The organism is Burkholderia sp. Bp8994 (genome assembly GCF_003853805.1).
Taxonomy (GTDB): Bacteria; Pseudomonadota; Gammaproteobacteria; order Burkholderiales; family Burkholderiaceae; genus Burkholderia.
In genome coordinates this window covers 34,913-60,137 of sequence record NZ_QTQH01000020.1, presented here as the reverse complement: position 1 = coordinate 60,137, position 25,225 = coordinate 34,913, and the positions used below count along the sequence as shown (strand labels likewise).

27 protein-coding genes are annotated in these 25,225 nt (G+C 68.2%); 10 read left to right on the top strand and 17 right to left on the bottom strand.

Translation table 11 applies throughout. The annotated features are described in order from the left end of the window. Positions 1 to 38: 38 nt before the first annotated feature. The 3 genes from DIE04_RS22025 to DIE04_RS22015 form a co-directional block, all read right to left on the bottom strand. The gene (locus DIE04_RS22025; protein ID WP_124520204.1) at positions 39 to 947 is read right to left on the bottom strand and encodes a zf-HC2 domain-containing protein; all 909 of its coding nucleotides are present in this window, start codon (positions 945 to 947) and stop codon (positions 39 to 41) included. Further along, a complete protein-coding gene (locus DIE04_RS22020; RefSeq protein WP_044843634.1) occupies positions 937 to 1,578 on the bottom strand; it encodes an RNA polymerase sigma factor in 642 nt (213 codons plus the stop codon). The genes DIE04_RS22025 and DIE04_RS22020 overlap by 11 nt, the downstream gene beginning before the upstream one ends. A 162-nt stretch (positions 1,579 to 1,740) precedes the next feature. Next, positions 1,741 to 2,652, bottom strand: coding sequence for a LysR family transcriptional regulator (locus tag DIE04_RS22015; protein ID WP_124520202.1), 912 nt, complete (start codon positions 2,650 to 2,652; stop codon positions 1,741 to 1,743). 171 nt (positions 2,653 to 2,823) lie between these two features. Between DIE04_RS22015 and gcl the strand changes: the two genes are divergently transcribed. The 4 genes from gcl (at position 2,824) to lysM (ending at position 7,317) form a co-directional block, all read left to right on the top strand. Beyond that, on the top strand, positions 2,824 to 4,599 hold the full coding sequence (gene gcl / locus DIE04_RS22010) for a glyoxylate carboligase (RefSeq protein ID WP_124520200.1): 1,776 nt from the start codon (positions 2,824 to 2,826) through the stop codon (positions 4,597 to 4,599). A 44-nt stretch (positions 4,600 to 4,643) separates the two neighbouring features. Continuing rightward, the gene (hyi, locus tag DIE04_RS22005) at positions 4,644 to 5,453 is read left to right on the top strand and encodes a hydroxypyruvate isomerase (RefSeq protein ID WP_124520198.1); all 810 of its coding nucleotides are present in this window, start codon (positions 4,644 to 4,646) and stop codon (positions 5,451 to 5,453) included. 39 nt (positions 5,454 to 5,492) lie between these two features. Continuing rightward, on the top strand, positions 5,493 to 6,386 hold the full coding sequence (locus DIE04_RS22000; protein WP_124486267.1) for a 2-hydroxy-3-oxopropionate reductase: 894 nt from the start codon (positions 5,493 to 5,495) through the stop codon (positions 6,384 to 6,386). Between the two features lie 460 nt (positions 6,387 to 6,846). Continuing rightward, the gene (gene lysM, locus DIE04_RS21995; RefSeq protein ID WP_044843639.1) at positions 6,847 to 7,317 is read left to right on the top strand and encodes a peptidoglycan-binding protein LysM; all 471 of its coding nucleotides are present in this window, start codon (positions 6,847 to 6,849) and stop codon (positions 7,315 to 7,317) included. A 211-nt stretch (positions 7,318 to 7,528) separates the two neighbouring features. Here lysM and DIE04_RS21990 read toward each other — a convergent pair whose 3' ends face one another. Continuing rightward, positions 7,529 to 8,551, bottom strand: coding sequence for an asparaginase (locus DIE04_RS21990; protein ID WP_124520196.1), 1,023 nt, complete (start codon positions 8,549 to 8,551; stop codon positions 7,529 to 7,531). Positions 8,552 to 8,814: 263 nt separating this feature from the next. Between DIE04_RS21990 and DIE04_RS21985 the strand changes: the two genes are divergently transcribed. The 3 genes from DIE04_RS21985 (at position 8,815) to DIE04_RS21975 (ending at position 10,703) form a co-directional block, all read left to right on the top strand. Further along, positions 8,815 to 9,105, top strand: a complete 291-nt coding sequence (locus tag DIE04_RS21985; RefSeq protein WP_044843641.1) for a PsiF family protein — start codon at positions 8,815 to 8,817, stop codon at positions 9,103 to 9,105. A gap of 320 nt (positions 9,106 to 9,425) precedes the next feature. Then, a complete protein-coding gene (locus tag DIE04_RS21980; protein WP_044843642.1) occupies positions 9,426 to 9,884 on the top strand; it encodes a membrane protein in 459 nt (152 codons plus the stop codon). A 231-nt stretch (positions 9,885 to 10,115) separates the two neighbouring features. Then, entirely contained in the window at positions 10,116 to 10,703 is a 588-nt protein-coding gene (locus DIE04_RS21975) for a YSC84-related protein (protein WP_044843643.1), read from the top strand. Positions 10,704 to 10,802: 99 nt separating this feature from the next. Here DIE04_RS21975 and DIE04_RS21970 read toward each other — a convergent pair whose 3' ends face one another. The 9 genes from DIE04_RS21970 to mltG form a co-directional block, all read right to left on the bottom strand. Continuing rightward, complete coding sequence (locus tag DIE04_RS21970) at positions 10,803 to 11,867, bottom strand: glycosyltransferase family 4 protein (protein WP_044843644.1); 1,065 nt, start codon at positions 11,865 to 11,867, stop codon at positions 10,803 to 10,805. Positions 11,868 to 12,112: 245 nt separating this feature from the next. Continuing rightward, a complete protein-coding gene (locus tag DIE04_RS21965) occupies positions 12,113 to 13,291 on the bottom strand; it encodes an AAA family ATPase (RefSeq protein WP_124520193.1) in 1,179 nt (392 codons plus the stop codon). A 31-nt stretch (positions 13,292 to 13,322) separates the two neighbouring features. Further along, complete coding sequence (locus DIE04_RS21960) at positions 13,323 to 14,495, bottom strand: mechanosensitive ion channel family protein (RefSeq protein WP_124486264.1); 1,173 nt, start codon at positions 14,493 to 14,495, stop codon at positions 13,323 to 13,325. A gap of 94 nt (positions 14,496 to 14,589) precedes the next feature. Continuing rightward, positions 14,590 to 14,946, bottom strand: a complete 357-nt coding sequence (locus DIE04_RS21955) for a Rap1a/Tai family immunity protein (protein WP_044843647.1) — start codon at positions 14,944 to 14,946, stop codon at positions 14,590 to 14,592. A 119-nt stretch (positions 14,947 to 15,065) separates the two neighbouring features. Continuing rightward, positions 15,066 to 15,776, bottom strand: coding sequence for an ankyrin repeat domain-containing protein (locus DIE04_RS21950; protein WP_124486263.1), 711 nt, complete (start codon positions 15,774 to 15,776; stop codon positions 15,066 to 15,068). A 43-nt stretch (positions 15,777 to 15,819) separates the two neighbouring features. Continuing rightward, positions 15,820 to 16,599 (bottom strand): TatD family hydrolase, encoded by a 780-nt coding sequence (locus DIE04_RS21945; RefSeq protein WP_124486262.1) that lies wholly within the window; start codon positions 16,597 to 16,599, stop codon positions 15,820 to 15,822. Between the two features lie 79 nt (positions 16,600 to 16,678). Then, entirely contained in the window at positions 16,679 to 17,707 is a 1,029-nt protein-coding gene (locus DIE04_RS21940; protein WP_044843650.1) for a DNA polymerase III subunit delta', read from the bottom strand. 18 nt (positions 17,708 to 17,725) lie between these two features. Then, complete coding sequence (gene tmk, locus DIE04_RS21935) at positions 17,726 to 18,346, bottom strand: dTMP kinase (protein WP_044843651.1); 621 nt, start codon at positions 18,344 to 18,346, stop codon at positions 17,726 to 17,728. Then, positions 18,346 to 19,365, bottom strand: a complete 1,020-nt coding sequence (gene mltG / locus DIE04_RS21930; RefSeq protein WP_124486261.1) for an endolytic transglycosylase MltG — start codon at positions 19,363 to 19,365, stop codon at positions 18,346 to 18,348. Before mltG ends, tmk begins: the two co-directional genes overlap by 1 nt. Before the next feature lie 77 nt (positions 19,366 to 19,442). Here mltG and DIE04_RS21925 point away from each other — a divergent pair, with 77 nt between their 5' ends. Together DIE04_RS21925 and DIE04_RS21920 are read left to right on the top strand one after the other, a co-directional pair. Further along, on the top strand, positions 19,443 to 20,477 hold the full coding sequence (locus tag DIE04_RS21925; protein ID WP_124520191.1) for a folate-binding protein YgfZ: 1,035 nt from the start codon (positions 19,443 to 19,445) through the stop codon (positions 20,475 to 20,477). A gap of 76 nt (positions 20,478 to 20,553) precedes the next feature. After that, positions 20,554 to 21,399, top strand: coding sequence for an NRDE family protein (locus DIE04_RS21920; protein ID WP_124520189.1), 846 nt, complete (start codon positions 20,554 to 20,556; stop codon positions 21,397 to 21,399). A gap of 28 nt (positions 21,400 to 21,427) precedes the next feature. Here DIE04_RS21920 and DIE04_RS21915 read toward each other — a convergent pair whose 3' ends face one another. The 4 genes from DIE04_RS21915 to DIE04_RS21900 all read right to left on the bottom strand — a co-directional run bounded on the left by DIE04_RS21915 (position 21,428) and on the right by DIE04_RS21900 (position 23,778). Beyond that, positions 21,428 to 21,868 (bottom strand): GNAT family N-acetyltransferase, encoded by a 441-nt coding sequence (locus DIE04_RS21915; RefSeq protein WP_124520187.1) that lies wholly within the window; start codon positions 21,866 to 21,868, stop codon positions 21,428 to 21,430. Positions 21,869 to 21,902: 34 nt separating this feature from the next. Further along, positions 21,903 to 22,862: an alpha/beta hydrolase gene (locus DIE04_RS21910; RefSeq protein WP_044843656.1), complete on the bottom strand. Its 960-nt coding sequence runs from the start codon at positions 22,860 to 22,862 to the stop codon at positions 21,903 to 21,905. 125 nt (positions 22,863 to 22,987) lie between these two features. Next, positions 22,988 to 23,467 (bottom strand): PaaI family thioesterase, encoded by a 480-nt coding sequence (locus DIE04_RS21905; RefSeq protein ID WP_124520185.1) that lies wholly within the window; start codon positions 23,465 to 23,467, stop codon positions 22,988 to 22,990. Beyond that, positions 23,464 to 23,778: a Dabb family protein gene (locus DIE04_RS21900; RefSeq protein WP_121858954.1), complete on the bottom strand. Its 315-nt coding sequence runs from the start codon at positions 23,776 to 23,778 to the stop codon at positions 23,464 to 23,466. The genes DIE04_RS21905 and DIE04_RS21900 overlap by 4 nt, the downstream gene beginning before the upstream one ends. A gap of 178 nt (positions 23,779 to 23,956) precedes the next feature. Here DIE04_RS21900 and DIE04_RS21895 point away from each other — a divergent pair, with 178 nt between their 5' ends. Further along, positions 23,957 to 25,186 (top strand): phage integrase central domain-containing protein, encoded by a 1,230-nt coding sequence (locus DIE04_RS21895; RefSeq protein WP_124573279.1) that lies wholly within the window; start codon positions 23,957 to 23,959, stop codon positions 25,184 to 25,186. The last annotated feature ends 39 nt before the right edge of the window (positions 25,187 to 25,225 follow it).

The window sequence follows — 25,225 nt, the reverse complement described above, 5'->3', positions numbered from 1 at the left end:
TCGAGCGCGCGCTTGCGGGCCGGCGACGCGGCCCGCCGTCACTCGCCGCGCGCCTCGCCCAGCCGCGCGTCGAGCGCCGTCCTGAACGCGACCAGCGCCGACGGCTCGGCGTCGGTCACGGCCCACCACGTCATCCCGGCCGCCTCCCAGCGGTCGAGCGCGTAGCCCTGCGACACGGTCGCGTACGGCGCGGCCTCCCGCCCGACGCCTGCCGGCTGCACGTACACGTCGATCACGTGCTGCCGGTATCGGTACACGAGCACCGCGACGCGGCGCCGCCCGACGTAGTCGAGCCGGCCGCCCGCGAGCGGGAAGCCGCTCGCCGACAGGTCCTCGACCGGCGGCGCATAGTCGAGCCGGCCGTTGAACCACGGCTTGACCGTATGCCGGTCGGTCGAGATCACGTCGATGTCGCGCGCCGACAGGCCGGCCCGCACGTGGCTCGCGACCAGTTCATCGACCGTCTGGTCGGTTGCGGCGTGGCGGGCGGACAGCGCCATCCCGGCCGCCGCCGCGAGCGCGACCAGCAGCGCGACGCCCCATCCGAGCCCGGGCAGCGCGGCGACGCCCGCCCCCGGTCCGGTCGACGCCGGGCGAGCCGCTGCGCCGCGCCCGCCCAGCCACGCGAACCAGCGGCGAGCGGTCGGCCGAGGCTGGGCCCGCGGTCGCGCCGCAGCGTCGTCCGGCGCCGGTTCCACGCGGGCCTGGCCGCGCGCGTTCGCGCCGGCCGCCGCCGGCAGCGCCGCGAGGATGCTCGCGCGCAGCGCCTCCGGCGCGCGGTGATAATCGGCCTGCCGCACGGCGCGCCCGAGCGCGACGATCCGCTCGCGTTCGCGGCGGCACGCGTCGCAGCCTTCGACATGCCGCTGGACGCGCAACGCATCGGGCGCCGACAGCTCGCGGTCGACGTCCGCGTCCAGCAATGCGCGCGCTTCGTTACAGTCCATCGATCGCCTCCGATGCGGTTCCGCTTGCCGACGCACGTCCCGGCGCGGGTTCGGGTGCCGGCGCCTGCGTGCCGGCCAGCAGCGCGGCGAGCCGACGCCGGCCGCGCGCGAGTCGCGACATCACGGTGCCGACCGGTACGTCGGCGATCGCCGCGATCTCGCGATAGCTCAGATCCTCCATCTCGCGCAGCACCAGCACCTCGCGGTATTCGGGCGGCAGCTTCGCGAGCGCCGCGTTCACCAGCCGCACGTTCTCGCCGCGCAACAGGTGCGTGAGCGGATCCTCCGTCGCCGGCTGCCAGTCGTCCGGCACCTCCGTGTCGTCGAGCGTGTCGGGCAGCGCGACCTCGTGCGCGTGGGCGCGGCGGCGCCACTCGGTGTACCAGGTGTGGCGCACGATCGTCAGCAGCCACGGCCGCGCGTTGTCGCCGCGGCACGAGTCGACGAAGCGCAGCGCGCGCATGCACGCGTCCTGGACGACATCGTCCGCGTCGCCCGCATTGCCGCTCAGCCAGCGTGCGAGGTTGTACGCGGCGTCGAGATGCGGCAGCACGAGCACGCGAAACCGTTCGCCGCGCGCGACCGCGTCGTCCTCCGCCCGTTCGTCGACCGCCTGTCCGGCTTGCCCCACATGACCTCCCTGGTCCCGGCGGCCGAAGCCGCGCCCGTTCCGCGTCCGGTGCCCGGACAGACCGGCAGCGGGCGCTCTCGATCACCTTACCGCCGCTGCGTCGAGTTTATTCCCGCACGAAGCCGATGATGCGCAAAAAAATGCCGGAAACCGCCGCGCCCGTTACGGCGTGCTGTTCCAGTAGCCGGGGCGCGCATACGCTTCGCGCAGGTAGTCGATGAAGTAGCGCACGCGCGCGGGCACGTAGCGCTGCTGCGGATAGACCGCGAGGATGTCGTAGTCCGGCAGCGCGTATTCGTCGAGCACGGTTTCGAGTTCGCCCGTTTCGAGCTGCGCGGCGATTTCCCAGGTCGAGCGCCAGCCGAGCCCGAGGCTTTCCGCGACCCAGCGATGCAGCAGCTCGCCGTCGTTGCAGTCGAGATTGCCGGCCACCCGCATCGTCACGATCTTGCCGTGGCGCTGGAAATACCAGCCGCGGTTCTGGCCGCCCTGCAGGTTGAACGCGAGACAGTTGTGCTTCAGCAGGTCGTCGAGCGACTTCGGCCGGCCGTGCTTGCGGAAATACGCGGGCGTGCCGCACACGACGCGCCGGTTCGACGCGAGCTTCACCGCGACGAAGTTCGGATCGACCGAGCCGCCGATCCGGATCGACAGGTCGTAGCCTTCGCGCACGAGATCCACGACGCGGTCGGTCAGGTTGAACGACAGCTGCATTTCCGGCTTGTCGACGAGGAAACCGGGCGCGTGCGGCGCGACGTGCTTGCGGCCGAACGCGGCCGGCGCGGACACGATCAGGTGCCCGCTGACCGCGCGCCGCCCGGCGGCCAGCTCGTTCTCGGCCTGGTCCCATTCGGACAGCAGCCCGCGGCAGCGCTCGAGGAACGCGGCGCCCTCCTCGCTGACCACCAGCCGGCGCGTCGAGCGATACATCAGCTTCACGCCGAGGCGCTTCTCGAGCGCGTCGATGCGCCGCCCGAGCACCACCGGCGACACGCCCTCCTCGAGCGCGGCCGCCGCGAGGCTGCCCGCGTCCGCGACCCGCACGAACGTCTCGATCTGCTTGAAACGATCCATTTCCCGTCTCCGTCCCGGCTCCGACACCGGCGGGAAGCCCCGTCCGGCCGTCATTCCATACTTTTAGTTTCGAAATAAGCGACTTCGGCTGATCTTATCAAACCTTTCTTGCGTCCCTAAAGTGTTCCCAACAGACCGATTCGCAAGATCCAACTATCCAAGGAGACATTCATGGCCAAGATGAGAGCCGTCGACGCAGCCGTACTCGTGCTCGAGAAGGAAGGCATCCAGACCGCGTTCGGCGTGCCGGGCGCAGCAATCAACCCGTTCTATTCCGCGATGCGCAAGTCGGGCGGCATCAGCCACGTGCTGGCGCGCCACGTCGAAGGCGCGTCGCACATGGCCGAAGGCTTCACGCGTGCCGCACCGGGCAACATCGGCGTGTGCATCGGCACGTCGGGCCCCGCCGGCACCGACATGATCACCGGCCTCTACTCGGCATCGGCCGACTCGACTCCGATCCTCGCGATCACGGGCCAAGCGCCGCGTGCGCGCCTGTACAAGGAAGACTTCCAGGCCGTCGACATCGAGTCGATCGCGAAGCCCGTCACCAAGTGGGCCGTCACCGTGCGCGAGCCGGCGCTCGTGCCGCGCGTGTTCCAGCAGGCGTTCCACCTGATGCGCTCGGGCCGTCCGGGCCCGGTGCTGGTCGACCTGCCGATCGACGTGCAGCTCGCCGAAATCGAGTTCGATATCGACACGTACGAACCGCTGCCGGTCTACAAGCCCGCGGCGACCCGCGCGCAGATCGAGAAGGCGCTCGCGATGCTCAACGACGCGGACAAGCCGCTGATCGTGTCGGGCGGCGGCGTGCTCAACGCAGCGGCCGAAGACCTGCTCGTGCAATTCGCCGAAACGATCGGCGTGCCGGTGATCCCGACGCTGATGTCGTGGGGCGCGATTCCGGACGACCACCCGCTGATGGCCGGCATGGTCGGCCTGCAGACGTCGCATCGCTACGGCAACGCGACGATGCTCGCGTCCGACTTCGTGCTCGGCATCGGCAACCGCTGGGCGAACCGCCACACGGGCAGCGTCGAGGTCTACACGAAGGGCCGCAAGTTCGTGCACGTCGACATCGAACCGACGCAGATCGGCCGCGTGTTCGGCCCGGATCTCGGCATCGTGTCCGACGCGAAGGCCGCACTCGAGCTGTTCGTCGCGGTCGCGCAGGAATGGAAGGCCGCCGGCAAGCTGAAGGACCGCAGCGCCTGGGTGTCCGAGTGCCAGGAACGCAAGCGGACGCTGCAGCGCAAGACCCATTTCGACAACGTGCCGGTCAAGCCGCAGCGCGTGTACGAAGAGATGAACAAGGTGTTCGGCCGCGATACCTGCTACGTCAGCACGATCGGCCTGTCGCAGATCGCCGCCGCGCAGTTCCTGCACGTGTTCAAGGCACGCAACTGGATCAACTGTGGCCAGGCCGGCCCGCTCGGCTGGACGATCCCCGCCGCGCTCGGCGTGCGTGCGGCCGACCCGCGCCGTCCGATCGTCGCGCTGTCCGGCGACTACGACTTCCAGTTCATGATCGAGGAACTGGCCGCCGGCGCGCAATTCAAGCTGCCGTACGTGCACGTCGTCGTGAACAACTCGTACCTCGGCCTGATCCGCCAGGCCCAGCGCGCGTTCGACATGGACTACTGCGTGCAGCTCGCGTTCGACAACGTCAACGCACCGGAGCTGAACGGCTATGGCGTCGATCACGTGGCGGTGGCCGAAGGCCTCGGCTGCAAGGCGCTGCGCGTGTTCAAGCCGGAAGAGATCGAGCCGGCGCTGCGCCAGGCGCAAACGCTCGCGGAAGAATTCAGCGTGCCGGTGGTCGTCGAAGTGATCCTCGAGCGCGTGACGAACATCTCGATGGGCACCGAAATCGACGCGATCAACGAATTCGAAGAGCTCGCCGAAAAGGCCGAGCACGCGCCGACCGCGATCTCGATGCTCGACTGATCCGCACGCCATTTTTTGACTGACCGACCGAAGAGGCTTAGCTCATGCCGAAGTTTGCTGCAAACCTGACCATGCTGTTCAACGAAGTGCCGTTCCTCGACCGCTTCAAGGCGGCCGCGGACGCGGGCTTCGACGCCGTCGAGTTCCTGTTCCCGTACCCGTACGCGAAAGAGGAACTCGCCGAGCGGCTCGAGACGCACCGCCTGCGCCTCGTGCTGCACAACCTGCCGGCCGGCAACTGGGACCAGGGCGAGCGCGGCATCGCGTGCCTGCCCGATCGTGTCGGCGAGTTCCAGGAAGGTGTCGGCCGTGCGATCGAGTACGCGAAGGCGCTCAAGGTGCCGCAACTGAACTGCCTCGTCGGCATCCCGTCGGCGAGCACCGCGCGCGACAAGACCTTCGTCACGATCGTCGACAACCTGCGCTTCGCCGCCGATGCGCTGAAGCGCGAAGGCATCCGCCTGCTGGTCGAGCCGTGCAACGGCTTCGACATCCCGGGCTTCGCGCTGAACCGCTCGTCCGAAGGGCTCGACGTGATCCGCGCGGTCGGCTCAGACAACCTGTTCCTGCAGTACGACATCTATCACATGCAGCGCATGGAAGGCGAACTGGCCGCGACGATCGAACGCAACCTCGCCTCGATCGGCCACGTCCAGCTCGCGGACAACCCGGGCCGCAACGAGCCGGGCACGGGCGAGATCAACTACGCGTTCCTGTTCGCGCTGCTCGACCGGCTCGGCTACGCCGGCTACGTCGGCTGCGAATACAAGCCCCGCACCACCACGACGGAAGGGCTCGGCTGGTTGCAAAGCGTCGCCGGCTGCGCACCGGGCTCGGCGCGTCGCGCCGCCTGAGATCCGCTCTTCCCTTTCGCCCCTATAGGAGACTTTCACATGGCAACCATCGGTTTCATCGGCCTCGGCATCATGGGCGCGCACATGGCGCGCAACCTGCTCAAGGGCGATCATCAGCTCGTCGTGAACGGTGCGTTCCCGATTCCCGACGACCTGCGCGCGAGCGCGAAGGTCGTCGCGAACTCGACCGAAGTCGCGCAGCACGCCGACATCATCATCTCGATGGTGCCGGACACGCCCGACGTGCGTAACGTGCTGTTCGCCGACGACGGCGTCGCGAAGGGCCTGAGCGCCGGCAAGCTCGTGATCGACATGAGCTCGATCTCGCCGCTCGACACGCAGGAGTTCGCGAAGCAGATCAATGCGCTCGGCTGCGACTACCTCGACGCGCCGGTGTCCGGCGGCGAAGTCGGCGCGCGCGAAGCGACGCTGACGATCATGGTCGGCGGCCCGGAGAAGGCGTTCGAACGCGCGAAGCCGCTGTTCGAGAAGATGGGCAAGAACATCACGCTCGTCGGCGAGAACGGCGCGGGCCAGACCTGCAAGGTCGCGAACCAGATCATCGTCGCGCTGAACATCGAGGCGGTCGGCGAAGCGCTGCTGTTCGCCGCACGCTCGGGCGCCGATCCGGAGCGCGTGCGCCAGGCGCTGATGGGCGGCTTCGCCGCCTCGCGCATCCTCGAAGTGCACGGCGCGCGCATGACCAAGCGGACGTTCGATCCCGGCTTTCGCATCGAGCTGCACCAGAAGGACCTGAACCTCGCGCTCGACGGCGCACGCAAGCTCGGCCTCGCGCTGCCGCACACGGCGAGCGCGCAGCAGCTGTTCAGCGTGTGCGCCTCGCACGGCGGCAAGGCATGGGATCACTCGGCACTCGTGCGTGCGCTCGAGATCATGTCGAACTTCGAGATCGGCCAGACGCCGGCCGCGTAACGCGGACGCAACGACGCGCGTTTCGCTGCAACGGCGGAACGCGCGCGACGAATACAAGCGGTCCGGTCACGGCCGGTCGCATCGATGCGCGACGATGCGCGCATCACGGTGGGGCGCCCCGCCGCGTATCGCCGAAACGCGTGCGCGACGGGGCGAAAAACGCCGCTCTGGGCTGAGAGCGGCGTGGTGGGGTCCGCAGCGGCACCCGGCGGCGCCGGGGAAGCCTTGGTCGGTCAGACGTCGTCGTCGGGTGTCCGCCTGTCGGATTTCGCGTATTACATTTCTTTACGTTCACGCGTGCGATTTTTCATGCAATCGTCGCGTTGAACGCCTACACTTTCGCCACGCCTTTCGAGAAAACCGCCGCGCTTGGCGCTCGCTCCGGTGAGCGCGCCCAGCGCGGTGTTTTTTTCGCCACTTCACGGCGCGTTTTCTTTTCAACCACCTAGGGAGTGCAGCGATGGGTCTTCTTTCGTTTATCAAAGAGGCGGGTGAAAAACTGCTGGGTCACGCCGATGCGCAAGCAGCGGAAGATCCGAATGCCGCGAACCAGACCGCGGCCGACGCGATCAAGAACTACATCGGCACGCAAGGTCTCGACACGTCGAACCTGAGCGTCGCGTTCGACGGCGCGTCGCGCACCGTCACGCTGTCGGGCAGCGTCGCCGATCTCGACACGAAGGCGAAGGTCAAGGTCGCGGCCGGCAACGTGCAAGGCGTCGCGGGCGTCAACGACGACGACCTGCAGCCGGACGATCAGGAAGTTCAGTACCACGACGTGAAGCCGGGCGACACGCTGTCGGCGATCGCCAAGGAAGTGTACGGCGACGCGAACAAGTACCCGGCGATCTTCGAGGCGAACAAGCCGATGCTGTCGAGCCCGGACCGGATCTATCCGGGCCAGAAGCTCGTGATTCCGCCGCAGTCCTGAGCATTCGCGCGGCACTGACGCAAAAAAGGCAGGCCAACGGCCTGCCCGGACTGCTGACGAACCCCACGCTTTTCGGAGCGTGGGGTTTCGTCTTTTTGGCATCAGAGTTGCAGGCTTGCCGCGGGGCAAGCAGTCGAATCCGCCGCGCAAACCGTTCACGAGGCGCCGCTTTTTCATGCACGCCGCGCGCCGCCCGATCGGCGGCCAGCGGTCACAGCGTGTCGAATGCGCGTTGCAGCGCGTCGCGCTCGTGAATCCCGTTCGCGAGCGCGAGCATCAGCAGCACGCGTGCCTTGAACGGGCTCAGCGACCCGGCGCTCACGAAACCGAGCGCGTCGTCGTTCGCGGCGCCGTTGCGCATCACGTGCCCCGAGCCGACGCGCGACGCACGCACCACGGCGACGCCCGCCTTCACCGCATCGGCGAGCGCCGCCTGCAGCGTCGCATGGATCGACCCGTTGCCGGTGCCCGCGACGACGAGGCCGCGCACGCCGGCCGCGACGAGCGCATCGACGGCCGTGCGCGTCACGCCCGCATAGCTCGCGACGACTTCGACCGGCGGCCACGCCGCGGCGATCGCCAGTCGCGCATCGCGCGAGCGCGTCACGCGGCGCGCGAATTCGACGCGGCCGTCCTGCACCCAGCCGAGCGCGCCCAGTTCCGGCGACTGGAACGCATCGACCGCGTAGGTGCTCGTCTTCACGACGTCGCGCGCGCCGTGGATCCGGTTGTTGAATGCGACGAGCACGCCCTGGCCGCGCGCGGCCGGGTGAGCGGCGACGGTCACCGCGTTCAGCAGGTTCAGCGGGCCGTCGGACGACAGCGCGGTGGCCGGCCGCATCGCGGCCGTCAGCACGACCGGCTTGTCGCCGGTCACGACCAGATGCAGCGCGTAGGCGGTTTCCTCGAGCGTGTCGGTGCCGTGGGTGATCACGATGCCGTCGATCGCCGGATCGGCCATCAGCGCGTCGATGCGCGCGGCGAGCGTATTCCACAGCGGCAGCGCGAGATCCTTGCTGTCGATGCTGGCGACCTGCTCGGCATCGATGCGTGCGACCGACGCGAGCGCCGGCACCGCGTCGAGCAGGAAATTGACGCCGAGCGCGCCGGCCTGATAGCCGGCCGTGCTGGCGGCGTCGGGCGCGGCGCCGGCGATCGTGCCGCCGGTGGCAAGTACGGCGATGCGCGGCAGGGCCGGCGCGGACGAAGGGGATGCGGAGTTCGGAGTATTCATGGCCGCGATTGTAATGGCTCGCGGCCGGCATCCGGTAGATACGGCCGCCGCCGGCCGCCACGCATCATGGTTAGTCCCGATCACCGCGGGACGCACGCCGTCAACGGCCACGTCGCCCGCCGCGTTATAGGAATGCCGTTTTGGTGTTTTCACATTGATTTGCCATAATCGGAGCGCGCGGCGTGATGTGGCCCTGTTCCCGTTGCGCCGGGCTTCGTGACGGCGTCGATATAAAACGCAATTCACCCCATGGGAGTGTCGAAATGAAAATCCAATCGCTCGTAGCCGCAGTGCTTCTCGGCGGCATGCTGGCTTCCCCCGCTTTCGCGGCGAACAGCCAGCAGGACAAGATGAAGGCCTGTAACACGCAGGCCGCCGGCAAGACGGGCGATGAACGCAAGGCGTTCATGAAGGACTGCCTGTCGGCCAAGCCCGCGAAGAAGATGTCGCAGCAGGAAAAGATGAAGGCGTGCAACACGCAGGCCGCCGACAAGAAGGGCGACGACCGCAAGGCGTTCATGAAGAGCTGCCTGAGCAGCCAGCCGGCCGCCTGAGTTCCGGCGCTCCCGCGCGAATGCCGCGCACCGCTTCGGCGGGCGCGGCATTTTTGTTTTCGTTGCACGCGCATCGACGCACGCGATGACGCCGAATGCGTCGCCGCGCCGGCCGGCGGCACCGTCGCTGCCGTCGTCGCGACCTGCTGCGCCGCCTGCCCGCCCCGCTTCCCCAGCACGCCGTACAAATGCCGCCACATGGTGCGGCAATTCGCCGCGATTTCTTCTATGATGGCTGCAACGCGGCCCACCCAAGTACAAGAAGCGCCATCGGGCCGCCCTCGAGACGGACGCGCACGCCGCGTCAAACGGAGGCATGGATGGCATGGAGACAACACCGCTGGTTCCGCCGCTGGCTGATCGTGATCGTGTTCTGGGCCGTGCCCGTCGCGATCGTCGCCGTGCGCGAGATCCGCGAGGAAATGGCGTACAACAAGGCCGACCTGCAACTCGCGCTGACCACCTGGCAGCTCACCGATGCGCAGCAGGCGGCCGGCGCCGCCACGAAGTGCCACGGCGATCCTGACGCGGCGCGCGCGGCCGGCTGCCCGGCCGACGTGCTGGCCGCCAACGCGGCACGCCAGCAGGCGGCCCGCGACGAATACGTCGTGCGCCGCAACACGCTCGCCGGTTATCTGTGGCACGCGTTCGTCGGCTACTGGGTCGTGCCGGCCGCGTTCCTGTTCGCGTGCGGGGTCGTGATCGCGCTGATCCGCCGCGCGTTGCGGCGCCCGCCGATCAAGCCGCCGACCCCGCCGGCGCCGCCCGTCACGCACTGACCTGCACCTGCCGGCCCCGCCGTTCCCGCCCGCCCCGGCCGTCGCGCGATGTAGCGACATATCGCCGTGCGCGCGCCGATCCGTCCGTTGGTGCGCCGCGACACCGCAAACCGATTCGGCGCCTTTTCATGCGCGCACGAAATGGGGTTGTAATCCGTTGTGATATAACTGCCGACGTGATCCGCTCCGTGAGCGAGACTCACTCCGAACGTCATCCGATGGAGAAGAACGATGCAAAAACGGAACCTCGTGCTGAAAGCCGCCGCTGCGCTCGTCGTCGGCAGCCTTGCGCTCACCGGTTGCACCACTACCCCCGACAAGCCCGACAACGCCGCGACCAACGCGTCGAAGCGTCAGGCGATCGATTCCAGCGTCGACGCCACGCTGTCGCGCATGTATTCCACGGTCAAGGGTTCGCGTGAACTCGTCGCGAAGTCGCGCGGCGTGCTCGTGTTCCCGGACGTGCTGCAGGCCGGCTTCATCGTCGGCGGCCAGTCGGGCAACGGCGCGCTGCGCGTCGGCGGCAGCACGGTCGGCTACTACAACACGTCGTCGCTGTCGGTCGGCCTGCAGGCCGGTGCGCAGTCGAAGGCGATCGTGTTCCTGTTCATGACGCAGGAAGCGCTCGACGAATTCCGCGGCTCGGACGGCTGGGCAGCCGGCGCCGGCGCATCGGTCGCGCTCGTGAAGATGGGCGCGAACGGCGCGGTCGACTCCAACACGGCTACCGCGCCGGTCCAGGTCATCGTGCTGACCAACGCCGGCCTGATGGGCGACGTGTCGATCAACGGCACGAAGGTCACGAAGCTGAAGATCTGACGCTGCGGCGTCCTCGTCCGTGCGCACCGCGCGCGGGCGATGTGCAAACGGCGATGTCCTTGCGGACATCGCCGTTCTTTTATCCGCACCCGCCGCGCGTCAGGTCGTCGAATCGATCACCTTGAAGCGCGAGCGCTTTTGCGCACGAATCAGCGACTGGTACACGTCGACGTACTGCTGCGCCATCCGCCGCGACGTGAAGCGCTCCTCGAAGCGCCGCCGCACGCGTGCGCGCGGCAGCAGGTGCAGCCGGTTCACGGCGGCCACCGCGCTGATCTCGTCCTCGACGATGAAGCCCGACACGCCCTCGTCCACCACCTCCGGCACCGCGCCGCGATTGAACGCGATCACCGGCGTGCCGCACGACATCGCCTCGATCATCACCAGCCCGAACGGCTCCGGCCAGTCGATCGGAAACAGCAGCGCATGCGCGCCCGACAGGAATTCTGCCTTCTCGTGGTCGGCGATCTCGCCGATGTATTCGACGTGCGGCAGTGCGAACAGCGGCTTGATCTCCCGCTCGAAGTACTCCTGGTCCGCCGCGTCGATCTTCGCGGCGATCCTGATCGGCAGCCCGCACTGGTGCGCGATGCGGATCGCGGTGTCGACCCGCTTCTCCGGCGAGATGCGGCCGAGGAACGCGAGATAGCGCGGCTCGACGGGTTGCGGCAGGTACAGCGTGTCGGGCAGCCCGTGGTACACGGTCGTCTGCCATTTCGCCTGCGGCAGCGGCTGGCGCTGCGAATTCGAGATCGAGATCACCGGCGCGGTGTTGAACGTGTCGAACACCGGCTGCTGCTCGGGCAGGTCGAGCCGGCCGTGCAGCGTCGTCACGAACGGCGTGTCCTGCCGGTTGAAGACCGAAAACGAGTAGTAGTCCATGTGGAAATGGAGCACGTCGAAGTCCTTCGCGCGGCGCGCGACCGTCTCCATCAGCAGCATGTGCGGTGCGACGCGGTCGCGGATCGACGCATCGAGCCGCAGCGCGCGCGGCCATACCGGTTCGAGCCTGGCCCGGGTCGTCGAATCGCCGCTGGCGAACAGCGTCACGTCATGGCCGAGGTCGACGAGCGCCTCGGTGATGTAGGACACGACGCGCTCCGTGCCGCCGTACAGCTTCGGCGGCACGGATTCGGTCAGCGGGGCGATCTGGGCAATTCTCATGGTCCACGTCTCCTGTGTCCTCGGTCGGCCGGCACGGGGGCTGGCGCACAATCCCCTCCGTGCAGCACACGGCCGGCATCGCGCCGGCCGGATATCTCATTATTATTCGCGATCCCGATGCCCGGAAGCACCGGGCTTTCATTTTATGGGTGTTGTTACAGACAGGATACATTCGCGCCGCAGGCCCGACGGCGGGCTGCCCGTGGCATGCCGCCGACGCGGCCGCGCGCGCACCGCTTTGCCCGTCAGCGCGACGGCCACTTCCACGGCGGCAGGTCGCGCGTGTCCGCATCGACGAGCACGGTCGCGCCGAGCTGCTTGTCGAGCACCAGCGACTCGCAGCCGGCCTCGCGTTCGAGCGTCGCGATGAGCCGCGCCGCATGCGACACGACCAGCACCTGCGAACGCTGCGCGGCCTGCGCGATCAGGCGGCCGAGCGCCGGCAGCAGATCGGGGTGGAGGCTCGTTTCCGGTTCGTTCAGCACCATCAGTGCGGGCGGCCGCGGCGTCAGCAGCGCGGCCGCGAGCAGCAGGTAGCGCAGCGTGCCGTCCGACAGCTCGGCCGCCGACAGCGGCCGCAGCAGCCCCGGCTGGCGCATCAGCACGTCGAAGCGGCCGCGCCCGCCCGGATTGTCGATGTCGATCGATGCGCCGGGGAACGCGTCGTCGATCGCGGCATCGAGCGCGGCCGCATCCCCGATTTCGCGGATCGTCTGCAGCGCGGCGGCCAGGTCGGCGCCGTCGTCCGCCAGCACCGGCGTGTGGGTGCCGATCTGCGACTGCCGGGCCGGCGCCTGCGCATCGGTCCGGAAATGATCGTAGAAACGCCACGACCGGATCCGCTCGCGCACCGCGATCATCTCCGGCGCGCCGACCGGATCGGCGAACTCGGTCATCATGCTGTCGAAGCTCGCCACCGGCTGCGGCACCGTGTGCCAGTCGCCCGACCCGCTGCGCGCGCGAATCTGCGCGCCCTGCCGGTCGACCAGCAGCGTCGACGGCCGCAGCAGCGCGCCGCCCCAGATGCATTCGCGCTTCACGACCGGATCGAGACGAAACATCGACGCATCGTTCTTCACCGGCAGGCCGAGATCGATCGCGTAACCGAAATCGTCGCCGGCGAAACCGAGCTTGAGGCTCACCGGTCCGTTGCGCACCGTGCCGGTCACCGGCGTGTCGCCGCTCAGCATCGCGCGCGAAAAGCGCTCGGGGCCGGCCCACAGCGTCGACGGCAGCCCGCCTTCGCGCGCGAGCGACGGAATCACGCGGCCCTGCGCGGTGTCGGCAAGCAGCCGCAGCGCGCGGTACACGCTCGACTTGCCGCTGCCGTTCGGCCCGGTGACGACGGTGAGCGCCGCGAGCGGCACGATCAGCTCGCGCAGCGAGCGGTAGTTGGCGATGGCAAGCGTCTTCAGCGCGGTCATGGAGGGGATGGCAGCAGGCACCGGCGCGCGTTCAGCGGCCTTCGGCGGCCTTCGGATCGGCCGCGGTGTTGGCCGCCGTGCTGGCGGCGGGCGGCCGCGCGTGCGGCCGTTCGGGGCTAGGCTCGCCCGGCGCCGAATCGTGCGGATACAGTTCCATCCGGCTGCGCGGCAGGCATTGCGGAAAACGCGCCTGCAGGTACGCGATCAAGCCCTCGCGCACGCGGCAACGCAGATCCCAGCACGCCGACGAGTCGGCCGCGCTGACGAGCGCGCGCAACTGCATCGTGCGCTCGGTGGCATCGGTCACCTGCAGCACCTGCACGCGGCCGTCCCACTCGGGCGCCGCATGGACGAGCCGCGCGAGTTCCTCGCGCAGCGGCGCGAGCGGCGTGCGGTAGTCGACCGACAGGTAGACCGTGCCGATGATCTCCGAGCTGTGGCGCGTCCAGTTCGTGAACGGGTTTTCGATGATCCACTGCAACGGGACGACCAGCCTGCGCTGGTCCCACAGCCGCACCGACACGAACGAGCCGGTGATTTCCTCGATGCGGCCCCACTCGCCCTGGATCACGACGACGTCGTCGAGCCGGATCGGCTGCGTGAGCGCGATCTGCAGCCCGGCGATCAGGTTGCCGAGCACCGGCCGCGCGGCGATACCGGCGACGAGGCCGGCGACGCCGGCCGACGCCAGCAGGCTCGCGCCGACCTGGCGCACGTTCGGGAACGTCATCAGCGCGGCGCCCGTGCCGATGATCACGATCAGCACCATGACGGTCCGCACGAGCACCTTGGCCTGCGTGTGGACGCGCCGCGCGTGGAGGTTGTCGGCCGCATCCATCGGATGGGCCTGGATGATCGCGTCGCCGACGCCGGCCGCGAGCCGCACCAGCAGCCAGGTCAGCGATACGATGGAGCCGACCGCGGCCGCGGCGCGCATCCCGCCCACGAACGACATGCCTTCGTCCGTCTGGATCCACAGGAATTCGAGCGCAAGCAGCGCGAGCGTGACGAGCGAAGGTTTGTCGATGTAGCGCAGGATCACGCTCATCAGCGGATACGGCTGCGCGATGCGCTTGACGATGCGTGCGCCGAGACGGTGCACGATCACGACGACCAGCACGACCATGACCGACACGATCAGCGTGCCGGACCACGAATGCAACGGCGCATCGGCGATGCGCTGCAGTTCCTCGATTGAAATCATCGGCGCCCGGGATGCTTCGGTTATGAGGCGCGGTGGCCTCGTCCTGGATGCGTCGGCGACGTCCGGGCAGCGCGCGCCCGGACCCGGTGTCAGATCAACTGCCGCCCTTGCACGGGAATGCCTTGCCGAGACCGAGCGACACCGCGGTGCTCGCGTTGTAGTCGGCCAGCTTCGGGTTCTCCGCGATGTACTTGCGCACCGCGTCGGTCATCTGCTGCGCCCGGATGTCGGGTGGCAGGCAGAAATACTGCCCGACGCGCGGCCCGGTGGTGCCGCCGATCGCGTCGATCGTGTTGTAGACGCCATCGGCAGCGCCTTCGATGTAGGCCGCGCACGACGCCCGCGACTTGACGTCCGTCTTCGCGCACAGCCGGTCGAGATCCGCGCCCGTGAAAGCCGCCGCCGACAACGGCACGGCAAACGCCGCGGCACAAAACATAGCCCGCAACATGGTGTTCCTTATGTCAATGCGGCCTCGGGCCGCTTGCTGCGCTGACCGGCGCGGCGGCCGGACGCCCGCTGCCGGCCGGATTCCGGCCGGCCGGGCGCTGCGCCACCGCGCCGAAACCGTCATTTTGCACTCTTTTGCGCATCTGCCGGCGCCGATGCACCGACGCGCACCGTCCGCTTGCTCAGGATGTCGATCGCATCCGGCGCCTTGTAGTGCTGCGCGAACTCGAGCGCGGTGATGCCGAGCTGGTTCTTCACCTGCGGATCGGCGCCCTGGTCGAGCAGCAGGTTGACCGTCGACGCGTGGTTGCCGCGCGCGGCCATCATCAGCGGCGTCGTGCCGTTCGGCGACGCGGTGTCGATATACGCGTCATGGTCGAGCAGGACCTTGACGACCTCGTCCTGGCCGTTGGTGGCCGCGTAGTGCAGCGGCGCCCAGCCCTTCTTGCTGACTTCCGCACCCTTGTCGATCAGCAGCTTGACGAGCCCGACGTCGCCGTTCAGCGACGCGAGCATCAGCGCGTTCTCGCCGGCCTTGTCTTCCTTCTCGAGGTCGATGTTCGGCGTCGTGGCGAGCGCCGCGGCGACCTTGTCGGACTTCTCGCGCGCGGCGATCACGATCAGCGGGTCGCCGTTCGGCGCGATCGTGTTCGGATCGAGCTTGCCGCTCTTGAGCTGCTTGCCGATGTCGGCGATGTCGTCGAACTTGACCGCCTTGACGACCGCGTCGAGCGACTCGGCATGCGCGCCGGCGGCGGCAAACAGGCCGCTCGCGACGAGCGCGGCGGCGACGAGGGCGCGCTTGGGCAGGTATGTGGTCGGCTTCGTCATTGTTGTGGGCTCCTTCCCTGGGTTGTCGGCTGGGCGCGCGTCGTTAGCGGGCGATCTTGAACAGCCGGAAAAAGTTCTGGGTCGTCGCATCGGCCAGCGCCTCGACGGGGATGCCGCGCTCGGATGCGATAAAGCGTCCGACATGGCTGACGTACGCAGGTTCATTCGGCTTGCCGCGATACGGCACCGGCGCGAGGTACGGCGAGTCGGTCTCGATCAGCAGCCGCTCGAGCGGCACCCGCCGCGCGACGTCCTGCACGTCGGTCGCGTTCTTGAACGTGACGATCCCCGACAGCGAGATATGGAAGTTCTGCGCGAGCGCCTGCTCGGCGACGGGCCAAGGCTCGGTGAAGCAGTGCATCACGCCGCCCGGCACGTCCGCGCGTTCCTCGGCCATGATCCGCAGCGTGTCTTCCGACGACGAGCGCGTATGGATGATCAGCGGCTTCATCGTCGCGGTCGCCGCGCGGATATGCGTGCGAAAGCGTTCGCGCTGCCATTCCATGTCGGCGATCGAGCGGCCTTCGAGGCGGTAGTAGTCGAGGCCCGTCTCGCCGATCGCGACGACTTTCGGGTGCGCGGCCAGCTCGATCAGTTCCGCGAGCGTCGGCTCGCGTGCGTCCTCGTGATCCGGATGCACGCCGACCGACGCGTACACGTTGTCGTGCGCCTGCGCGATCGCGAGCACGTCGGGCAGCGTCTCGAAGTCGACCGACACGCACAGCGCATGCGTGACGTCGTGCTCGCGCATGTTCTCCAGCACGGCCGGCAGGCGGTCGGCGAGACCCTTGAAATTGATGTGGCAGTGAGAATCGACGAACATCGTGTTTCCTGAATACGTGAGGCGGGCGCTCATGCGCTCGCCGGCAGCCGTTTCCCCTCTTCAAGGAAACAATACGCGCTCACGCGAACATTTCCCGATAACCGAGAAACAGTTCCTCGAAGACGAGCCGGGCGTTGAGCGGATGGTTCTCGACCGTCCGCTGGCGCGTCACGGCCTTCATGAAGCGCGCGAACGCATTCGCGTCGACGGCTTCCGCGCAACGCGCGAGCGCGGCCGCCTGCATCGGGAAGTAGCGCGGCGCGCCCGCCATCCGTTGTGCGAGCAGATCGTACAGCCAGCGCTGCAGCCAGCCGAGCACCAGCGGCACCGGCAGCTTCTGCAGCGTCTCGCCGCACGCGAACGGATCGCACGCGGCGCCGGCGGCGAGCTGGCCGAGCGTGAAATCGCGCAGCGGGCGGTTCTCGTCGCTCGCGAGCGCCAGCGCGGCGAGCGGCGCGCCGCCGGCTTCGGCGAGCAGCGCGCGCGCATCGTCGACGCCCTGCGCCGCCAGCCACGCCGCGGCCGCGTCGGGCGCCGGCACGGTCATCGGCCACTGCCGGCAGCGGCTGATGATGGTCGGCAGCAGCCGGTCGATGCGCGCCGACACCAGCAGGAACACGACGCCTGACGGCGGCTCCTCCAGCGTCTTCAGCAGCGCGTTCGACGCGGCGACGTTCAGCGCCTCGGCCGGATACAGCACGACGACGCGCGCGCCGCCGCGGTGCGAACCGACCCCGCAGAAGTCGAGCAGCGCACGCACCTGCTCGATCTTGATTTCCTTGCTCGGCGCGCGCGTCTTCTTGCCGCCGTCGTCCGCGTCGGCCGGCTTCGCGTCGTCGGCGGCGCCCGGCGCTTCGCCCGCGAGCGCCTCGGGCAGCACGATCCGGTAGTCCGGATGGTTGCCCTGCGCGAACCACGTGCAGGCCGCGCAGGTGCCGCACGGCTCGCCGTTCGGCTGCGGCGCCTCGCACAGGAAGCCCTGCGCGAGATGCTGCGCGAACTGCAGCTTGCCGATCCCGGCCTGGCCGTGCAGCAGCAGCGCATGCGGCCACTGCGCGCGCAGTTGCTGCAAGCGGTTCCAGTCGTCGGTCTGCCACGGATAGATCATGTGGTGCGTTCCTTCGTGTTACAGCGCGGCCAGCACGCGTTCGAGCTGCTGGCGGATCTCGGGAATCGTCTGCGTCGCGTCAACGATCGCGAAGCGGTGCGGCGCCTCTTCCGCGCGCCGCAGGTATTCGCCGCGGGTACGCGAGAAAAACGCGTCCGATTCGCTTTCGAACTTGTCGGGCATGCGCGCGGCGCCGCGGCGCTCGCTCGCCACCTGCGGCGCGACGTCGAACAGCACCGTCAGGTCGGGCTGGAAACCGCCCTGCACCCAGCGCTCGAGCGTCTCGAGCTTGTCGCGCGGCAGCCCGCGGCCGCCGCCCTGGTAGGCGAAGGTCGCGTCGGTGAAGCGGTCGGACACGACCCAGTCGCCGCGCGCGAGCGCCGGCTCGATCACGAGCGCGAGGTGCTCGCGACGCGCGGCGAACATCAGTAGCGCCTCCGTCTCGAGATCCATCGGCTGGTTCAGCAGGATCTCGCGCAGCTTCTCACCGAGCTGCGTGCCGCCCGGCTCGCGGGTGACGACGACCTGCCGGCCGCTCGCGGCCAGCCTCGCCTGGAGGCGTTCGCAGAACCATTGCAGGTGGGTGGTCTTCCCGGCCCCGTCGATGCCTTCGAAGGTGATGAATTTACCGCTCGGCATTATTGACCTCGTATGTACTTGTCCACGGCCTTGTTGTGATCGCCGAGCGTGTCCGAGAACACGCTCGTGCCATCGCCCTTCGCGACGAAATAGAGCGCGCTCGTCGGCGCCGGATTGATCGCCGCCTGCAGCGAGGCGACGCCCGGCAGCGCGATCGGTGTCGGCGGCAGGCCGCGGCGCGTATAGGTATTGTAAGGAGTGTCGGCCTGCAGGTCGCGCTTGCGCAGGCGGCCGTCGTACGCGTCGCCGAGCCCGTAGATCACCGATGGATCGGTCTGCAGCGGCATCCCGATGCGCAGCCGGTTCGCGAACACCGCCGCGACGAACGCGCGGTCGGCCGCATGGCCCGTTTCCTTTTCGACGATCGACGCGACGGTCAGCGCTTCGTAAGGCGTCTTGTACGGCAGCCCCGGCGCGCGCGCGGCCCATGCTTCGTCGAGGCGCGTCTGCATCAGCTGGTAGGCACGCCGGTAGATGTTCAGGTCGCTCGTGCCCTTGTCGAACAGGTAGGTGTCGGGGAAGAACAGTCCCTCGCCACTGCCGCGCTGGATCGCGTTGTCGGGGGCGCCGATCGCGCGCAGCAGCTCGGCGTCGCTCATGCCGGCCGTCGCGTGCGCGAGATCGGGATTGCCGTCGAGTTCCGCGCGCATCCGCTTGAAGGTCCAGCCCTCGATCACCGTCGCGACGTACTCGTTCACGTCGCCGCGCGCGATCTTCTGCAGCACGTCGTACGGCGTGATGCCGGTCTTGAATTCGTAGTTTCCGGACTTCAGCCGGCTCGACAGCCCGAGCAGGCGCGTCATCGCGACGAAGCCGAACGGCTCGACCGGCACGCCGCCGTGCTTGAGCTGCAGCGCGACGCTCTTCACGCTGCTGCGCGGCTTGATCGTGACGTCGAGCGTTGCGGCGCCCAGCAGCAGCGGCCGGGTCGCCCAGTAATACCCGCCGCCCGCGCCGGCAGCGGCCACAACGACGGCCAGCGCCACGACCGTCGCGGCGCATTTCTTCAGTAGGGACATGGAAACGAGACTCAGGTAAGACCCATATAATACTTGCTCGCCTCCGTCAAAGTCAGGGTTGACTGTTCCCTCATTCCATGAGCACACCATTCGCTTCACCGGCTGCCCAGCCCGCACCCGTCTCGCTCCCCGTTTTCCCCCGCCCGTCCACCGCCGATTTCGACGCGCCGGGCGCCTGCATGCCGCTTGCGCAGTTCGGCGTGATCGACGTGGCCGGCGACGACGCCGCGACGTTCCTGCACACCCAGCTCACCAACGACATCGAGCATCTCGATGCCGCGAGCGCGCGCCTGTCCGGCTATTGCTCGCCGAAGGGCCGCCTGCTCGCGTCGTTCCTCGCCTGGCGCGCCGGTCACGGCGTGCGCCTGCTGGTCTCGAAGGACGTCCAGGCCGCCGTGCAGAAACGGCTGTCGATGTTCGTGCTGCGCGCGAAGGCGAAACTGACGGACGCGAGCGACACGCTCGCGGTGGTCGGCTTCGCGGGCGACGTGCGCGAAGCGCTGTCGGGCATCTTCGACGCGCTGCCGGACGGCGTGCACGTGAAGGTCGACGGCCCGGCCGGGGCGCTGATCCGCGTCCCGGACGCGGCCGGCCGCAAGCGCTACCTGTGGATCGGGCCGCGCGCGGAAGTCGACGCGCGTCTCGCCGCGCTCGCCGACACGCTGCCGGTCGTGTCGCCGGCCGTATGGGACTGGCTCGACGTGCGCGCGGGCGAGCCGCGCATCACGCAGCCGGCCGTCGAACAGTTCGTGCCGCAAATGGTCAACTTCGACGTGATCGGCGCCGTTAACTTCAGGAAGGGGTGCTACCCGGGCCAGGAAATCGTCGCGCGCAGCCAGTACCGCGGCACGATCAAGCGCCGTACCGCGCTCGCGCACGTCGCCGGCGAGACCGACACCGTGCATGCCGGCGTCGAGCTGTTCCACAGCGACGACCCGGGCCAGCCGTGCGGGATGATCGTCAACGCGGCGGCCGCGCCCGCGGGCGGCGTCGACGCGCTGGTCGAGATCAAGCTGGCCGCGCTCGACAGCGGCACCGTGCACCTCGGTTCGGCCGACGGTCCGGCACTCGCGTTCGACGCGCTGCCGTACGCGTGGCCGACGGAAGCGTGACGCACTGACAACCCGGTCGCACGCCGGCTCGCACGATGCAGCCGGCGCCCGATGTTTCCTGCGAGAGATTCCCCCGATGTGTCTGATTGCCTTCGACTGGCAGCCCGATGCCGCCGCCGGTCCCGTCTTTACCCTGACCGCCAACCGCGATGAATTCTTTCGCCGTACGAGTGCGCCGCTTTCGTGGTGGGAGGATGTGCCGGGCGTGCTGGCCGGCCGCGATCTCGAAGCGGGCGGCACGTGGCTCGGCGTATCGCGCGACGGCCGCTTCGCGGCGCTGACCAATTACCGCGCGCCGTTCGACATTCGCGCGGGCGCGCCGACCCGCGGCAAGCTCGTGTCCGATTTCCTCCGCGGCCCGTCCGTCGCGCCGCTCGACTATCTCGGCGAGCTGGCCGAGCACGCGGCCGTGTACAACGGCTTCAACCTGCTGGTCGGCGACTGGAAGCGGCGCGAGCTCGCGTGGTTCTGCAACCGCGCGGCCGAAGGCGAAACCCGCGTCGCCGCGCCGGTCGCGATCGCCGCCGGCGTGCATGCGCTGTCGAATGCCCGGCTCGATACGCCCTGGCCGAAAGTCGTGCGCAAGCGCGCGGAACTCGGCACGCTGCTGACCGACAACCCAGCCCCGTCGCTCGACGAGCTGATCGAGCTGATGCGCGATCCGCATGTCGCGGACGACGACGCGCTGCCGCACACCGGCATTCCGATCGAGCGCGAGCGTGCGCTGTCGGCCGCGTTCATCGAGACACCCGAATACGGCACGCGCGGCACGACCGCGCTGCGCGTGACGATGAAGGAAGGCGTGCGCTTGACGGTCGACATCAAGGAACGCTGCGACGACGACGGCTCGCACCGCACCGTTCGCCCGGGCAGTTTCGAGCGCGCGTTCACGTTCGACATCGACGCGACGCCGCCGCGCTGAGCCAGCGGCGGGGGCGGCGCGGGCGGCGCTACGGCGCGCGCGCCATCTCGACGTGCGGCACGCCGATTTCGACGAACGGCTCGCCGATCGCCGCGAAGCCGTGCCGCACGTAGAACGACACCGCGGCATCCTGCGCGTAAAGCCGCACGACCGGCTCGCCGCGATGCCGCGCCGCGTCCAGCAACGCATGCAGCACGGCCGATCCGGCGCCCTGCCCGCGCGCGTCGGCCAGCACCGCGACGCGGCCGATCGTGCCGGTGCGCAGCAACCGTCCCGTCGCGACCGCGCGGCGTGAGCCGGTCGCCGCATCGACCCGGTAGGCAACCGCGTGCAACGACAGCGGATCCTCGTCGTCCAGTTCCCATTCCGGCGGAATCCGCTGCTCGCGCACGAACACCGCATCGCGAATCCGTGCGGCATCGCCACCCAGCACGGCCCAGTCGCCCGTTTCCACCCAGCCGTCGGTCATCGCTTCCTCCGCGCGGCGCCGGGCGCCGCCGCCGTCAAACGTCGTCGAATGCGGCCCTGAGCGCCGCCACCGCGTCGGCATGCGCGGCCCGCACCTCCGGCACGTAGCCGCCCATCTTGAAGAACTCGTGGATCATCCCCGGATAGCAGACCAGCGTAACCGTATTGCCGGCCGCGCGCAGCTTGTCCGCGTACGCGGCGCCCTCGTCGCTCAGCGGATCGTATTCGGCCGTCGCGATCCAGGCCGGCGCGACACCGGCGAACGACGGCGCGTCGCGCGTGCCGTCGAGCGGCGCGAAGCGCCAGTCGTCGCGGTCGGACCGATCGCGCAAGTATTGCGTGAAGAACCACTGGATCGTGTCCTGCGTCAGCAGGTAGCCGTTCGCGAGCCGTCCGTGGGATTCGGTGTCCTGGTGCCCCGTCACGCCCGGATAGATCAGCAGTTGCAGCGCAAGCCCGATGCCCGCGTCGCGCGCGAGCACCGCGCAGACCGTCGCGAGCGTGCCGCCCGCGCTGTCGCCGCCGACCGCGAGCCGCGTCGCATCGATGCCGAATGCGGCGGCCTCGCGATGCAGCCAGCGCAATGCGTCGTCGGCGTCGTTCACCGCGGTCGGGAACCGGTGTTCGGGCGCAAGCCGGTAGTCGACCGACAGCACCGCGCATTGCGCGTCGCGCGCGAACATCCGGCACAGCGCGTCGTGCGTATCGACGCTGCCGACCGTGAAGCCGCCGCCGTGGTAATAGACGAGCGCCGGCAGCGGTTCGGCGAGGCTCGGCTCGACCGGAAGGTACAGCCGCGCGCCGATCGAGCGGCCGTCGCGCGTCGGCACGACGCAGGCCTCGACCGAATGCATCGGCGCCGGCGCGACGTCGAGGATCGGCGCGCTCTTCTCGTACGCGGCGCGCGCCTGCTGCGCCGTCTGGTGGTGATAGGACGGACGTTTCGCGCGCTCGACCATGTCGAGCACCTGGGCAATCTTCGGATTCAGCGGCATCGGTGAGGACGGCGCGGGCGGCGCCGTGAGCGGACAAGCGTCACATGATGCCACGCCGCGCGGTGCCGGGCCGCCACGCAAAACGGCCCTGCCGGTGAAAAGGCAGGGCCGTTCGTCGAGGGCGCTTACGCGTCACTCGGGCCGGGCTGCGCATCCGGCGCGGTGCGGGTGCGTTGCCGCTTGATGTCGCGGCCCACCGCGAGCCGCCGCATGTACTTGAACGTGCCGAGCGCCTTCGCGACGAAGTTGCCGTCGCTGTCGCGCACTTCGCCTTCGCAATACGCCATCGTCGTCGAACGATGCATCACGCGTCCGTATGCGCGCAACTCGCCGCGCCCGGGCTGCATGAAGTTCACCTTCATCTCGACCGTGACGACGCCGACGCCGTCGTCGGTCAGGCTGCGCGCGGCCATCGCGAGCGCGATGTCAGACAGCGTCATCGTCACGCCGCCGTGCGCGATGCTCCACGTGTTCATGTGCCGCTCGTCGAGCGGCAGCACGATCTCGCTCGCACCATCCTTCGCGGACACGAGCCGCACGCCGAGCAGGTCGACGAACGGGCTTTCGATCGACGGACCGTCCGCCGGGGATGTCGCGTCGCTCATCGTGCGCTGTCGGACAGGTAGTCGACGCACTGGCGCGATTCGGCCACCGCCACGATGAACTTCTTCACTTCCTGGTGAACCGGGTGCACCTGATACGCATCGAGCGCGGCCTGGTCCGTGAAATCGGACACGAGCACGACGTCGGACGTCGCTTCGAGGCCCGGCGTCGCGATGCCGACGTCGAGTTGCAGGATGCCCGGCACGAGGTCGCGGCAGCCTTCGAGCTTTTCCTTCAGCTTCAGCGCGTTCTGCGCGCGCGTGCCGCCTTCGGCCGATTCCTTCAGCTTCCACATGACAATATGTCTAATCACTTCGTTCACTCCAGTTCGTGTTGGTTCGGGAACTTGCCCGAAACCCTTACCAGCTCGGGGTTTTGTGCCCTTCCACTGTTCGCTTGCGTTCGCCGGAAATCGTGTCCAGCCGAAAAAAAAGGGGGTATAAAAGGGGGTATCATTGTGACCATCCAAAGACGATACCCCCTTTTTCACCGTGCCACTTACCGACATCAAGATCCGACAAGCGAAGGCAGGCAACAAGCCTACCAAACTTACCGACGGCAATGGACTGTATCTGTTGGTGAAGCCGTCCGGCTCCAAGCTCTGGCGATACAAGTACAGAATTGCCGGGAAGGAGAATCTCTTCGCGATCGGCGAATATCCCGCCATCAGCCTTCAAGACGCGCGCGCGGCGCGCGACGATGCCCGTGAACTCGTCAAAAAAGGAATGCATCCGTCCCATGCACGGCAGGAAGTACGGTCCGCGCGCATCAACGAAGGCAAAGCAACTTTCCGCGCCGTCAGTGATGAGTGGCTGGAGAAGAAACGGAAGACGTGGACTGAGCGACACTTCGGCGAGATTCTGCGGATGCTCGAAGCCGACGCTTACCCCTACATCGGAAGCCGCCCCATGCGCTCAGTCACCGCTCACGATGTGCTCGCTTTGATGCGCCGAGTCGAAGAGCGTGGCTCCCCTTCCGTAGCGATCAAGCTCCGCCAGTACGTGTCCAACGTGTTCCAGTATGCGGTGATCACACTGCGAGCCGATACAGATCCCGCATCGGTGCTGCGTGGCTCGGTCCTGAAACCACCAACAGAGAATGCTAGGGCGTTGAGCCGTGACGAACTGAAGAGGCTCTTTCGCCAGATTCCAACCTACAAGAGCAGACGAACCGCGATTGCGATTCGATTGCTGATGATGCTGTTTCCGAGAACAATCGAGCTTTGCCGTGCGCGATGGGAAGAAATCGATCTGGGCGCCGCAGAGTGGCGAGTTCCTCCAGAAAAGATCAAATCGCGACGGCTACACATCGTTCCCCTTCCTACACAAGCTGTCGGTCTGTTGCGCGAGCTGCAAGAAATGTATGGCAACCGCGGATATATCCTCCCGACCCTTCATAGCAATCGAGAGCGACCGCATATGAGCCGAGCGACGATCAACCGGGCGATCGACTCGATGATGCCGAATAACCCCGAACCGATAACGGGCCATGACTTTCGAGCAACTGCATCGACCAACCTGCACGAGATGGGATGGAAGGATGAAGTCGTTGAGATGCAGCTATCGCACAAGGACAAAGACAAGACGCGCTCCACGTACAATCACGCGAAGTATCTTCCAGAGCGACGAGAAATGATGCAGGCATGGGCCGATTGGCTCGGCGAGGTCGAAAAAGCCGCGCTCCCCGACGCGTCGGCGGCAAGCACCATCACGACTGATTAACGACGCGATGAATGCTCCCCCTTTGGCTCCGACCTACTA